13 protein-coding genes are annotated in these 12,184 nt (G+C 70.6%); 7 read left to right on the forward strand and 6 right to left on the reverse strand.

The window, feature by feature from the left end; translation table 11 throughout:
* Positions 1–106 precede the first annotated feature (106 nt).
* Together cofD and DP939_RS26695 are read left to right on the forward strand one after the other, a co-directional pair.
* A complete protein-coding gene (gene cofD, locus DP939_RS26690; protein ID WP_113983525.1) occupies positions 107–1,042 on the forward strand; it encodes a 2-phospho-L-lactate transferase in 936 nt (311 codons plus the stop codon).
* Positions 1,039–2,316: a coenzyme F420-0:L-glutamate ligase gene (locus DP939_RS26695; protein ID WP_113983526.1), complete on the forward strand. Its 1,278-nt coding sequence runs from the start codon at positions 1,039–1,041 to the stop codon at positions 2,314–2,316. Before cofD ends, DP939_RS26695 begins: the two co-directional genes overlap by 4 nt.
* Here the strand turns inward: DP939_RS26695 and DP939_RS26700 are convergent.
* Both DP939_RS26700 and DP939_RS26705 read right to left on the reverse strand, forming a co-directional pair.
* On the reverse strand, positions 2,313–4,922 hold the full coding sequence (locus DP939_RS26700) for a bifunctional FO biosynthesis protein CofGH (RefSeq protein WP_113983527.1): 2,610 nt from the start codon (positions 4,920–4,922) through the stop codon (positions 2,313–2,315). The two genes, DP939_RS26695 and DP939_RS26700, sit on opposite strands and share 4 nt — an antisense overlap.
* Before the next feature lie 52 nt (positions 4,923–4,974).
* Positions 4,975–5,877, reverse strand: coding sequence for a DNA-3-methyladenine glycosylase family protein (locus DP939_RS26705; protein ID WP_113983528.1), 903 nt, complete (start codon positions 5,875–5,877; stop codon positions 4,975–4,977).
* Between the two features lie 220 nt (positions 5,878–6,097).
* On the opposite strand from DP939_RS26705, the gene DP939_RS26710 reads away from it, so the two are divergent.
* From DP939_RS26710 to DP939_RS26720, 3 genes are all read left to right on the forward strand, one after another.
* Positions 6,098–6,481, forward strand: a complete 384-nt coding sequence (locus tag DP939_RS26710; RefSeq protein WP_113983529.1) for a hypothetical protein — start codon at positions 6,098–6,100, stop codon at positions 6,479–6,481.
* A gap of 323 nt (positions 6,482–6,804) precedes the next feature.
* The gene (locus tag DP939_RS26715) at positions 6,805–7,074 is read left to right on the forward strand and encodes a hypothetical protein (protein WP_147268150.1); all 270 of its coding nucleotides are present in this window, start codon (positions 6,805–6,807) and stop codon (positions 7,072–7,074) included.
* Positions 7,064–7,495 carry a hypothetical protein gene (locus DP939_RS26720; protein WP_113983531.1) on the forward strand — a complete coding sequence of 144 codons (432 nt, stop codon included), beginning with the start codon at positions 7,064–7,066 and terminating at the stop codon, positions 7,493–7,495. The genes DP939_RS26715 and DP939_RS26720 overlap by 11 nt, the downstream gene beginning before the upstream one ends.
* On the opposite strand, the gene DP939_RS26725 is transcribed toward DP939_RS26720, so the two are convergent.
* The 4 genes from DP939_RS26725 to DP939_RS26735 all read right to left on the reverse strand — a co-directional run bounded on the left by DP939_RS26725 (position 7,496) and on the right by DP939_RS26735 (position 9,434).
* Positions 7,496–8,251 carry an aminoglycoside adenylyltransferase domain-containing protein gene (locus DP939_RS26725; RefSeq protein WP_158578700.1) on the reverse strand — a complete coding sequence of 252 codons (756 nt, stop codon included), beginning with the start codon at positions 8,249–8,251 and terminating at the stop codon, positions 7,496–7,498.
* Between the two features lie 145 nt (positions 8,252–8,396).
* Positions 8,397–8,618, reverse strand: coding sequence for a DUF397 domain-containing protein (locus DP939_RS26730; protein WP_225878516.1), 222 nt, complete (start codon positions 8,616–8,618; stop codon positions 8,397–8,399).
* Entirely contained in the window at positions 8,600–8,761 is a 162-nt protein-coding gene (locus tag DP939_RS49360; RefSeq protein WP_404828611.1) for a hypothetical protein, read from the reverse strand. Before DP939_RS49360 ends, DP939_RS26730 begins: the two co-directional genes overlap by 19 nt.
* Complete coding sequence (locus DP939_RS26735) at positions 8,685–9,434, reverse strand: helix-turn-helix domain-containing protein (RefSeq protein WP_113983533.1); 750 nt, start codon at positions 9,432–9,434, stop codon at positions 8,685–8,687. The genes DP939_RS49360 and DP939_RS26735 overlap by 77 nt, the downstream gene beginning before the upstream one ends.
* 338 nt (positions 9,435–9,772) lie before the next feature.
* Between DP939_RS26735 and DP939_RS26740 the strand changes: the two genes are divergently transcribed.
* Positions 9,773–10,693, forward strand: coding sequence for an RCC1 domain-containing protein (locus DP939_RS26740; RefSeq protein ID WP_113983534.1), 921 nt, complete (start codon positions 9,773–9,775; stop codon positions 10,691–10,693).
* Positions 10,694–10,870: 177 nt separating this feature from the next.
* On the forward strand, positions 10,871–12,034 hold the full coding sequence (locus tag DP939_RS26745; protein WP_113983634.1) for an alpha/beta hydrolase family protein: 1,164 nt from the start codon (positions 10,871–10,873) through the stop codon (positions 12,032–12,034).
* Positions 12,035–12,184: the final 150 nt, after the last annotated feature.

Raw genomic sequence — 12,184 nt, forward strand, 5'->3', positions numbered from 1 at the left:
AATTTCGTGGTACTCAGCGAGGTTACGGACGCCCCGAAGCTCCGGCCGTCCGCCCGGGGAACCCCCATCGGCACTGGTCGACGGGGTGTGGTGGAAGACTGGCCGAATGCGCATAGTCTCCCTCGCCGGCGGGATCGGCGGCGCGCGCTTCCTGCGTGGTCTCAAGGCCGCGGCCCCGGATGCGCGGATCACCGTGATCGGCAACACAGGTGATGACATCACCCTGTTCGGCCTGCGGGTCTGCCCCGACCTCGACACCGTCATGTACACCCTCGGCGGCGGCATCGACGAGGACCAGGGCTGGGGCCGGGCCAAGGAGTCGCACGCGGTCAAGGAGGAGCTGGCCGCGTACGGCGTGGAGCCGCAGTGGTTCGGGCTCGGCGACCGCGACTTCGCCACCCACATCGTCCGCACCCAGATGCTCGCCGCCGGATACCCGCTGTCGGCGGTCACCGAGGCGCTGTGCGACCGTTGGAAGCCCGGCGTGCGCCTGCTGCCGATGAGCGACGAGCGCACCGAGACCCACGTGGTGATCGAAGACGAGCAGGGCAGGCGGGCGGTCCACTTCCAGGAGTGGTGGGTGCGGCTGCGGGCGTCGGTGCCTGCGCTTTCGTTCGCGCTGGTCGGGGTGGAGAACGCCCGTCCGGCCCCCGGCGTGCTGGACGCGATCGAGGAGGCCGACCTGGTCGTCCTGCCGCCGTCCAACCCGGTGGTCAGCATCGGCACGATCCTTCAGATCCCCGGCATCCGCGAGGCGGTGTCGGCCAAGACCGTCGTCGGGGTCTCCCCCATCGTCGGCGGCGCGCCGGTGCGCGGCATGGCCGACGCCTGCCTGACCGCGATCGGCGTCCAGACCAGCGCGCAGGCCGTGCTCGAACTCTACGGCGCGGGCCTGATCGACGGCTGGCTGGTCGCCGAACAGGACACGGACGTACGGCTGGACGGCGTCCGGGTGGAGGCCCGGCCGCTGATCATGCACGACGTCGCCGCCGCCGCCGACATCGCGCGGGCGGCCGTGGCACTGGGCGGTGAGCTGGCATGATCACCATCACCGGGGTCCCCGGCATGCCCGAGGTCCGGCCCGGCGACGACATCGCCGAGCTGCTGGACCGCTGCGCCGACGACCTGCGCGACGGCGACATCATCGTGATCACCTCCAAGATCGTGAGCAAGGCGGAGGGCCGGGTGCTCATCGCGCCGGACCGCGAGGCGGCCATCGCGGCCGAGACCGCGCGGGTCGTCGCCCGGCGCGGCGACACGGTGATCAGCCAGACCCGCAGCGGCCTGGTGATGGCCGCCGCCGGGGTCGACGCCTCCAACACCGAGCCCGGCACCGTGCTGCTGCTGCCCGATGACCCCGACGCCTCCGCCCGCGCCATCCGCGCCGGGCTGCGCGGGCGCCGCGGCGTACGGCTGGGCGTGCTCGTCTCCGACACCTTCGGGCGGCCCTGGCGCAACGGCCTGACCGATGTGGCGATCGGCGCCGCCGGGGTACGCGTCCTCGACGACCTGCGCGGCGCGACCGACTCCCACGGCAACCCGCTGGCCGTGACCGTCACCGCGGTGGCCGACGAGCTCGCCGCCGCGGCCGAGCTGGCCAAGGGCAAGATCACCGGCATGCCCGTGGCGGTGGTCAGGGGCCTCGGTTCGCTGGTCACCGAGGACGACGGGGCGGGCGCGGCCGAGCTGATCCGTCCCGCCGACGAGGACATGTTCCGGTACGGCTCGCGCGATGTGGTCTTCGCCCGCCGTACGATCAGGGAGTTCTCCGCCGAGCCCGTGGACGGCGACGCGGTGCGCAGGGCCGTGGCCGCCGGGATCGCCGCGCCCGCCCCGCACCACACCACGCCGTGGCGGTTCGTGCTGGTGGAGCGGGCCGAGACGCGGCTCAAGCTGGTCGACGCGATGCGCGAGGCGTGGATCGCCGACCTGCGTTCCGACGGCTTCTCCGAGGACGCCGTGGCCAAGCGGATCAAGCGCGGCGACGTGCTGCGTAACGCGCCCTACCTGGTCGTGCCGTGCCTGGTCATGGACGGCTCGCACACCTACCGCGACGACCGGCGCAACGCGGCCGAGCGGGAGATGTTCGTGGTGGCCACCGGCGCGGGCGTCCAGAACCTGCTGGTCCAGCTCGCGATGGAGGGGCTGGGCTCGGCCTGGGTGTCCTCCACGATGTTCTGCCGGCCCGTCGTACGCGAGGTGCTGGACCTGCCGCCGTCCTGGGACCCGATGGGCGCGGTCGCCGTCGGCCACGCCGCCGCGCCCCCCAGGGAACGTCCGCCGAGGGACGCGGCCGACTTCATCGCGGTCCGTTAGGCGCCTTCGGCGGTGCCGATCAGCGGCAGGGTCCGCCGCACGCTCTGGCAGACCCCGTCGCTGGCCGCCGCGGCGGCGCGGCGCTCGGCGTCCGGCTCGCCGTACCCGGTCAGCCGCTGCCGCGGCGGGCGGCCGGTCGGGGCGACCATGGCGGCGATCTCGCTGATCGTCTTGTAGGAGCCGTTCTCCGAACCGGCCATCCGGCTGATCGTCTCCTCCATCAGCGTGCCGCCCAGGTCGTTGACCCCGCCCTGGAGCACCGACCGGCACAGGTCGTCGCGCAGCTTGACCCACGAGCACTGGATGTTGGCGATCGCCCCGTGCAGCATGATCCGGGCCAGCGCGTGCACCGCGCGGTTCTCCCGCGCGGTCGGGCCGGGGCGGGCCACCCCCGCCAGGTAGATCGGCGCGCTGTGGTGCACGAACGGCAGCAGTACGAACTCACTGAACCCGCCCGTCTCCTCCTGGATCTGCCGGATCAGCCGGATGTGCCGCACCCAGTGGGCGTGCGTGTCCACGTGCCCGTACATCATGGTGGAGGTCGTCGGGATGCCGATCCGGTGGGCGGTGGTGATGACCTCCACCCACTCGCGGGCGGGCAGCTTGCCCTTGGTCAGCACCCAGCGCACGTCGTCGTCCAGGATCTCGGCCGCCGTGCCCGGCAGCGAGTCCACCCCGGCCTCGCGGGCGGCGTGCAGCCACTCCTCGATGGACAGGTCGGTGCGGCCGACCCCGTTGATCACCTCCATCGGCGAGAACGCGTGGACGTGGATGCCGGGCACCCGCTCCTTGACCGCGCGCGCGATGTCGAAGTACGCCGTGCCGGGCAGGTCGGGGTGGATGCCGCCCTGCATGCACACCTCGGTCGCCCCGGCCAGCCACGCCTCCTGGGCCCGGTCGGCGACCTGGTCGAGGGAGAGCGTGTAGGCGTCGGCGTCAGTACGGCGCTGGGCGAACGCGCAGAACCGGCAGCCGGTGTAGCAGACGTTGGTGAAGTTGATGTTCCGGTTGACCACGTAGGTCACGTCGTCGCCGGCGGCCTCGCGGCGCAGGCCGTCGGCGATCCGGCACAGTTCGTCAAGGCCCGCGTCGTCGGCCCCCGCGCCGGAGGGGTCGCCGGCCAGGCCGAGCAGCGTCAGGGCCTCGTCGTCGGTGAGCCCGGCCGGGTCGGACTCGGCGCGGCGCAGCGCCTGCCGTACGTCGCCGTTCACCGCACTCTCGCCGCGCACGGCGGCGGCGCGCTCGCGCAGCGCGTCCCAGTCGCCGTAGACGTGGTCGAAGTCGTCACGGCGGTCGGCGGAACGGCCCTCGGTGTCCACGGCCACGTGCAGGTCGGTACGTCCCGTGGCGGCGTGCCCGCCGTCCGGCTCCTGCCACGGGCGGCCCACCACGACGGCGTCCTCCCTGGCCAGCCCGGTCTCCGGGTCGGCCAGCGCGGCGACGTGCCCGGCCACCCGCGGGTCCAGCCAGGGCTCGCCCGCGAGCACGTACTCGGGGTAGACGGTCAGCCGCTCGCGCATGGTGAAACCGGCGCCCGCCGTGCGTTCGGTGAGAACGTCGATCTGCGGCCATGGGTGCTCGGGGCTGACATGGTCCGGGGTGACCGGCGAGACGCCGCCCCAGTCGTCGATGCCCGCCCTGATCATCAGCTCGTACTCCGAGCCGATCAGGTTGGGCGGCGCCTGGATGCGCGCCCGCGGCCCGAGCACCAGCCGCGCCACCGCGATGGTCGCGGCCAGTTCCTCAAGGTCGGCGTCCGGCATGCCGCGCATCGCGGTGTCGGGCTTGGCGCGGAAGTTCTGGACGATGACCTCCTGGACACCGCCGTACTCGCGGGCCACCCGCCGGATCGCGAAGATCGACTCGGCCCGGTCGGTGATCGTCTCGCCGATCCCGATCAGGATGCCGGTGGTGAACGGCACGCTGGTCCGGCCCGCGTCCTCAAGCACCCGCAGCCGTACGGCGGGGTCCTTGTCCGGCGAACCGTGGTGCGGCTGCCCCTTCTCCTCGAACAGCCTGCGCGAGGTCGTCTCCAGCATCATGCCCATCGAGGCCGCGACCGGCTTCAGCCGCTGGAAGTCCTGCCAGGTCAGCGCACCCGGGTTGAGGTGCGGCAGCAGGCCGGTCTCCTCCAGGACCCTGATCGCCATGGCCCGTACGTAGGACAGGGTGTCGTCGTAGCCGTGCGCGTCCAGCCACTCGCGGGCCTGGTGCCAGCGGTCCTCCGGGCGGTCGCCCAGGGTGAACAGTGCCTCCTTGCAGCCCAGCGCGGCGCCCTGACGGGCGATCTCAAGTACCTCGTCCGGGCTGAGGAACTCACTCTGTAGTTTGTGCGGGGCGGTGGCGAACGTGCAGTAGCCGCAGCGGTCCCGGCACAGGCGGGTCAGCGGGATGAAGACGTTGCGGCTGTAGGTGATCACTCCGGGGCGGCCCGCGTGGACGAGTCCCGCGTCGCGGACCCTTCCCGCGTGGCCGAGCAGGGTGGACAGGTGTTCCCCTCGCGCGCCGAGCAGCACCGTGGCCTCGGTGACGTCCAGGGTCTTGCCGTCACGGGCGCGGGCGAGGGCGCGTCGCATCGCGGAATCCGCGGGCGCGGGATCAGTCATACCCGGCACCCTACGGCCCGGCCTTCACATGATCACTAGAGGCCCTGTGGTGTCAAAACGAGCGGTAATCGCGGGCGGCCATCCGGGGGCCGCGGGCGGGCGGGCGTACGCCGCTCAGCTCGACCAGCCGGGCCGCCCGGTGCCGGTGACCGCGGAAGGGGGCGAGCAGTTCGAGCATCCCGGCGTCGTCGGTCTTCGCGCCGGTCAGCGCCCAGCCGACCAGCGAGCACAAGTGGTAGTCGCCCACCGACACGGCATCGGGGTCGCCGAAGGCGCGCTGGCGGATCTCGGCGGAGGTCCACACGCCGATGCCGGGCAGAGCGCGCAGCAGGCGGTCGGCGTCCTGGCTGGTCGCGGCCGCCTCCAGCTTGACGGCGTGCCGGGCGGCGTTGACGATCGTGCGGGCGCGTACGGCCTCCGCCCCGGCCCGGTGCCAGTCCCAGCTCGGGACGGTCCGCCACACCTCGGGCGGCGGGAACACCCGCATCTCCTCGGGCGCGGGGCCGGGCGCGGGCTCGCCGTACTTGCGCAGCAGCCACCGCCAGGCCCGGAACGCCTCCCGCCCCACGACCTTCTGCTCCAGCACGGCCGGTACCAGCGCCTCGAACACCCGTCCGCTGCGCCCGATCCGGAACCCGGGGTGCCGCCGGGCGGTCTCCCTGAGCACGCCTTCCGGGGCCTCGAAGCCGGTGGCGTCGTCGTGCGCGCCGAGCAGCGCGGGCAGCATGTCCAGCGCCCAACCGGCTCCGTCGCCCCAGGCGGACGCCCGTACGGCGCCCTCGGCCCGCCGCACGGCGACGCGCAACGTGACCGGGCCGTCGGGAGTGCGCGACGTCCGCCACACGGACCCATCGGGCCCACGCCGCCACGCGGGATCACCACTCCCGCGCCGATGCACCGCCAGCGCGAGAGCCACGTCCACCGGCCCCTCCGGCCGCCACACCCGCTCTCTCACCTGCCCAGTCTGCCCCTCATTCGCCGTGAACGAGTACTGCTCAGGCCGCCCGCCGCGCCAATCGGGGGTGGTGCCACTCTGGGGACTTTTACATCAAGTGTAGTAATTTTCCTTGATCGTAACCCGCGTTCTATGCACTGTACATGCATCAAATGCATGATCTTTACGTGGGCGAGAGAAGCTCTTCTCGCAAGCGAAAGTTCGTTCGGGGAAGGTAAGCATGAAGCTCTTGTTCAAGACGATGCTGGCTGGTCTCGGTGTGGCGGCGGCGACCCTGGCCGTCGCGCAGCCCGCTTCGGCCGCCTCGTTCTCGTGGGGCGTCGGCGACGGCGTCGTCACCTACGACGACGCCGGCGACCGCATCTGCGCCCAGGCGTACAACAGCGAGGGACAGCGCTGGGTCGAGGTCAAGCTGACCCCGGTCAACGGCGGCGGCCCCTCCTACACCTGGCGGGACAACAACAACGCCTACGGCCACCCGGGCAGCACCTGCCGGAGCCTCTCCACCGCGTACGAGGACACCCTGTACCGCGCCACGGTCCGCACCTACTGGGGCGAGCGGGGCACCACCGTGAGCCGCGGCAGCCGCAACTTCAACAGCTGACCCGCTCCCCGACCCACCGGATCCCCGCACCCCGCTCCCGGCGTGCGGGGATCCGCCCATTCCCCCAGCCCATAGCCCCCTCCCCACCACCCACGTCGTACACCCCCACGTTCCGCGCGCCCCACACGAACCCATACCCCGCGCTCCGCGCGGGACCTGATCGCCTTCGCTCCGCTCAGCCCTTCTCCCATGCCGGTTGATCACTAACCGCCTTGAACGCCAGAGGGCCTGGAGATCGGCTGGGCCGGCCCGGCCCCTGGGGGCGGTGGAACGCGAATCCTCAGGACAGGCACCACGGGTCGCCCTATGATGAACATATGATGATGAGCACAAAGCCGATCACCATCACCGTGGACGAAGACCTTCACCGCTACATCCAGCGGGAAGTGGAGGCCGGGCACGTTCGATCGGTTTCGGCATTCTTCAACGCCGCCGCCGCGCGTGCCGTCCGGATGGATCAGGAGGCCGATACTGCCTGGAAGGCCGCCGTCGAGCGGGCCCAGCAGGATGATGAGGCATTCGAGCGTGGTCGCAGGCGGGCCCGGCGTGCGCGCGGAGTGCTGCTCGACCGTGAGACCGACAGTGCGGGATGAGGCGGCGTTCGTCTTGGACTCGACCATCTTGGCCGAGTGTGCGCGAGGTGACACCGAACTGATCGGCATGATCCAGCAGTTCGACGCCGACGGGGTGACGCTGGTCGTACCGGCACTTGCCGTGTCGGCCGCAGTGATGGGCATCGCGGAGCGGCCGGAACGGAGTGCCGTCGTCCGGGGGATCTGCAGGCTGGCGTCGGCCGAGTTCGCCGGCCTGGTGACCTTCGACGACGCCGTCGAACTCGCGCGAGCCCGCGCCTATGAAGCCCTTCTGCGCGAGCCGTGGGACGCACATGTGGCCGAGGCCGCTCTGAACCGCCGGGTGCCGATTCTCACACTTGACGGAGAACGCTGGAAGAACGCGGTCCGCGACATCTCCGGCGAACTGGCCGTGGTGGTGGTCGCCGACCTGGGTGAATGACTACGGCGTCGGCGATGCCTCGGGGAGGCGGGACATGACCTGGTCGACGAAGCGTTGGACGGCGGCCGGAGCGAGGCCGGCGGCGGGCAGGCATCGTTGACGGTCCAGGGCGGTCTGGATCAGCTCCCGCTCCGGGACCGAGGTACGGTCGAGCGCCCATAGACCGCCGTCCACCTTGGACACGAGGACGCGGTCCACGGCGAAGCGCCAGGCGCGGCACGCGTTGAGCACGGCGTACTCCCCCACCGCGTGCTCGGTGCCCCAGCGCAGTTCGTCCCTTAGCTGGGCAAGAACCAGTTCACCGGGGACTCGCCCGAACACCTCGGACGCCGGGCGTCCAGGGCCGAGCAGGCGGCCCGCCTGGCGGCAGACGGCGAAGCCCAGTACCAGGTCCGGGTCTCCCTCGTGCCCATGCCCGTCAACGACCTTGGTATCGTCCGGCGCGGTCGTCACATGCAGCTCGAACGCCGGCCGTGCCGTGGGGTTCCGGGCCACCGGGAGAGTGACGATGCTGAGTTCCAGCCCGTGCGCGGGGCACGGCAACCGATCATCGCCCAACGCCTCGGCGGCGGCCGACCGCTCGTCCGCCGCGATCGGGCTCTCGCAGACGACCAGGATGTCGACATCACTGCGACGCGCGTCGAACCCACCGAGCACCGCCGACCCATGCAGGTAGACGCCCACCAACCGGCCGCCCAACACCGCCCCCATCGCGGAAGCGACCTCACCTGCGTAGCGCTCCAGCGTCCCGTCCATGATCACCACTATAGGTTTCCCGATGCCGACCCGTCCGAGCCGAGCCGCAGTACCGAGGCTGCGGTAGCCGATCAGAACTCCGGCTCGGGTTTGGAGGCCGCAGGGGCCTGCCCGGCCGTTATCGCCGGAGTCGACCACAGAGCGGTCAGTGGAATGCGCCGGCCTTGATCTCCTCCAGGAACGCTCGCCAGTCATTGCGCGAGAAGGCCAGCACCGCCCCCGCTGGATCTTTACTGTCTCTCACCCCAACGAGCCCAGGAACACCATCAGCCACTTCAACGCAGTTACCGCCGGTATTGCCACTTCGAGTGCTCTTCCTCCAGGTGGTGCCGGAAAAGGCTGCCCTCATCAACTCATGCTGGTCCATTCGTCCAGAGCTTCCTTTATCAGCCTCAGTGAGTCGGCCGGCCGGTATGCATCGGTTCGTATTCTGTCATATTTCGCCAAAATCGCCGATACCGCTTCCGGGTCCGCACTGACTTCGCCCACACCGGCCGACTCCACGGACACCGCGGTCGGCCCGCCTTCGAGTTCCGCGATGACAAAAACTCGACAGCAGGCCATCCGAGCACCACGTGTCGTAGGGCACGAGTTGGATCGTGACGTTACGGCGCTGGGCCAGCTCCAAGAGGTGTGCGAGCTGCTCCGCCATCACGACCGGCCCTCCGATCGGCCGCCGGAGAACCCACTCGTCCAGGATCACCGATAGTGTCGGCGGATTCGGCCGGTTCAGAATCTCCTGCCGTCGCATTCGTGCCGCAGTCAATTGCTCGACCTCTTCCTCTGGAGCCAGCCGTCCCCGGAACAGTGCCTTGGCATACTCAGCCGTTTGCAGGAGACCAGGGATCAACAGCGGGTCCCAGGTACGCAGAACCACGGCAACGGGCTCGATCTCCTCTGCCCAGCGGGCATACCAGTGCGGTCCGCCGATCGGGCGGTGTATCCGGTCGGCCAGACGCTCGAAGAAGTGCGTGTCGGTCAGACCGAAAAGCCGGTCCATCGCCTCGGCGAAGTCGAGCTGGGGCACCCTGATCGCACGTTCTATCCCAGAGATGAGACTGCCGGAACAGCCGTAGGACCGGGCCACCCGCGTCTGCGTGAGCCCGGCCTTCTTCCTCAGACGACGAAGCTCGCGTCCGAAGATCTGCGCGGGGGTCTCCGTGACCCCGACCTGCTGCGCCATGCCCCCTCCTCCAGCTTCACCCACTCATTGCACACAGTTATCACACGAGTACACCGAGAGACCTTCTGTTCTGGAACCCGGATTCAATGACTGTCAACAAGCGTCGCCAAGCGCGTACCAACGCCGTCCACATGGACCAGGGCAACGGGCTCCAGCGCGACCGCAGGCGGGGGGACGCGAGGCGAGCGGCGATCGGTGACCGGATGAGGCCGCCGACTCCGAGGAGGTGGGAGGACATCGGATCTTTTTGTCGGACCCGGGTGCTTGGATGGAGATCAACAACCCCCGAACAAGGGAGGAAGATGGCTATTCGCCATAGCGGCAGGCGACTACTCACGGTGAGCATCGCCGTGGGGCTCGCGTTGGTCGCGACCATTGCGCAGGCGGCCGCGGGGGCGGCCGGGGCGGCGGCGGAGACGGCTGTGGCCGGGCAGGTCGTCGCGTGGGGGAGCGACTACGACGGGCAGTCGTCGCCGCCGGAGTCGGTCTCGTCGGGTGTGACGCAGGTGTCCGCAGGGCTGGCGCACGGGCTGGCGCTCAAGGACGGCGTGCCGATCGCCTGGGGCAACGCCGGGGATGACCGCACGTTCGTGCCGATCGACCTGCGCAGAGGCGGCGTTACGGCGATTTCTGCAGGTTACAAGCATAATCTGGCGATCAAGAACGGCAAGGTGTGGTCCTGGGGCCGGTTCACGCAGCCCGGCGGGAGCCTGGCTCCGCCCGCGGGGACGGAGTCCGGCGTGGACGCGGTGTCCGCCGGATACCTGCACAGTCTGGCGCTGAAGGACGGCAAGGTCTTCGCGTGGGGCTTCGGTTCGCACGGGGAGACCGACGTACCGGCCGAGGCGCTGTCCGGCGTCGATGCGATCGCGGCGGGGATGTACTTCAGCGTCGCGCTCAAGGACGGAGAGGTCATCTGCTGGGGGCCGAACCACTTCGGAGAGTGCACGATCCCCGAGGAGGCCAGGTCCGGAGTCACGGCGATCGCCGCCGGTTCGACGTTCACTCTGGCGATCAAGAACGGCAGAGTCATCGGATGGGGTAACAACAACTATCACCAGCTCGACATGCCCATCGAGGTGGACGACCACGTGGTCGCGATCAGCGCCGGTTCGCAGCACAGCCTCGCGCTGAAGGACGACGGGCAAGTGGTGGCGTGGTGGTACAACGCGCAGGGGCAGAGCACCGTACCGCCGGTGGCCACCACGGGTGTGAAGGCCATCTCGGCAGGTGGCTACTTCAACCTCGCGATCAAGTGATCATTTAGCCGTCGCACTGTGGGGAGCCGGTACGGCCGACCGGCTCCCCACAGCCGCGGTCAGACTTCGGAAGGACGTGTGCCACTGGAGTCGCAGCTGTGCGCCGACCAAAGTCGCAGGTGGATGCCACACGTTGGAACGATGTGCCGCCACGGTCGGGTCGGGAGCATGGACGTCATGACAATGAAGATCAGCCCGGTGGGCGGCGCGGCCGTGGGCCTGCTCGCCCTGCTCGCCGTCCTGCCGCTCGCGTCGTCGGCGGCGGCCTCTGCCCCGGCCGCCGCGCCCATGACGAGCGTCAGCACGGCGCCCACTGCCCCTCTGACGCTCCCGCGGCCGACCGGGGCTCAGCCGGTGGGCGCTGCCACGTTCCATCTTGTGGACCGGAGTCGTCCCGACCCGTGGGTGCCGGCGGAGAAGGCCAGGCAGCTCATGGTCTCGGTGTGGTACCCGGCGAAGAAGGGCGGCGGTGGGCGCACCGCCCAGTACATGACCGGTCCGGAGGCGCAGGCGTTCCTGGAGGGCAAGGAGGTCACCGGGGTGCCCAAGGAGGCGCTCAGCGAGGCCAGGACGCACGCGGTGGCCGGTGCCCGCCCGGCCGGGCGCAAGGGTACGTTGCCGCTGGTCGTGCTCTCCCCCGGCTTCACCCTCTCCCGCGCGTCGCTCACCGGCCTGGCCGAGGAACTGGCCAGTCACGGCTACGTGGTGGCCGGCATCGACCATGTTCACGAGTCGCACGGCACGAGCCTGCCCGGCGGGCGGCTGGCCGGGTGCGTGGCCTGCGTGGAGCAGGAGGCGGACATCCGGAAGTTCGGGGACAAGGCGGTACGGTCGCGGCAGGCCGACGTGTCGTTCGTGCTCGACCGGCTGCTCGGGCGGCGGCCCGTGTGGAACGGTGCCCGGCTGATCGACCGCTCGCGCATCGGCATGGCCGGGCATTCGCTCGGCGGTGCCGCCGCGTCGTGGACGATGTTGCGGGACAAGCGGGTGCTGGCCGGGATCAACATGGACGGCGCGTTCCACGTGCCGGTGCCGGAGGCGGGGCTGAAGGGGCCGTTCATGCTGATGGGCGCGGGCGAGGTGCACGAGCCCGGCGGCCGGGACACCACCTGGGCCCGCGACTACGCGCGGATGACGGGATGGAAGCGGTGGATCACGGTGGAGGGCGGCGACCACGGCTCCTTCACGGATTACCCGCTGGTCACCAAGGGGTCGCCGCGGGAGGTGGAGATCACGCGCGCGTACGTGAAGGCGTTCATGGACCGGCACCTGCGCGGTGCGGACCGGCCGGTGCTGGACGGGCCTTCCACGACCTTCCCCGAGGTCAAGTTCTGGAAGTAGTGCGCCGGGCAGGCCCTGACGGGCTCGGACCGGCACGATCGCAGGCGGGAAGCCCGGCACCGGGAACGTGCGCCGCTTCCCGCCTGCGACGATGACCGGCTCCCCCGTTCGGGCCCTGGCCGGTGACCACCCGGTGGCCGGTACCGCCGC

Source organism: Spongiactinospora rosea, assembly GCF_003315795.1.
GTDB classification, from domain to species: domain Bacteria; phylum Actinomycetota; class Actinomycetes; order Streptosporangiales; family Streptosporangiaceae; genus Spongiactinospora; species Spongiactinospora rosea.

Coding starts and splice junctions, on each gene's coding strand:
- cofD (WP_113983525.1), top strand. CDS start 107: ATGCGCATAGTCTCCCTCGCCGGCGGGATCGGCGGCGCGCGCTTCCTG.
- DP939_RS26695 (WP_113983526.1), top strand. CDS start 1,039: ATGATCACCATCACCGGGGTCCCCGGCATGCCCGAGGTCCGGCCCGGC.
- DP939_RS26700 (WP_113983527.1), bottom strand. CDS start 4,922: ATGACTGATCCCGCGCCCGCGGATTCCGCGATGCGACGCGCCCTCGCC.
- DP939_RS26710 (WP_113983529.1), top strand. CDS start 6,098: ATGAAGCTCTTGTTCAAGACGATGCTGGCTGGTCTCGGTGTGGCGGCG.
- DP939_RS26715 (WP_147268150.1), top strand. CDS start 6,805: ATGAGCACAAAGCCGATCACCATCACCGTGGACGAAGACCTTCACCGC.
- DP939_RS26725 (WP_158578700.1), bottom strand. CDS start 8,251: ATGGACGGGACGCTGGAGCGCTACGCAGGTGAGGTCGCTTCCGCGATG.
- DP939_RS26730 (WP_225878516.1), bottom strand. CDS start 8,618: ATGGACCAGCATGAGTTGATGAGGGCAGCCTTTTCCGGCACCACCTGG.
- DP939_RS26735 (WP_113983533.1), bottom strand. CDS start 9,434: ATGGCGCAGCAGGTCGGGGTCACGGAGACCCCCGCGCAGATCTTCGGA.
- DP939_RS26745 (WP_113983634.1), top strand. CDS start 10,871: ATGACAATGAAGATCAGCCCGGTGGGCGGCGCGGCCGTGGGCCTGCTC.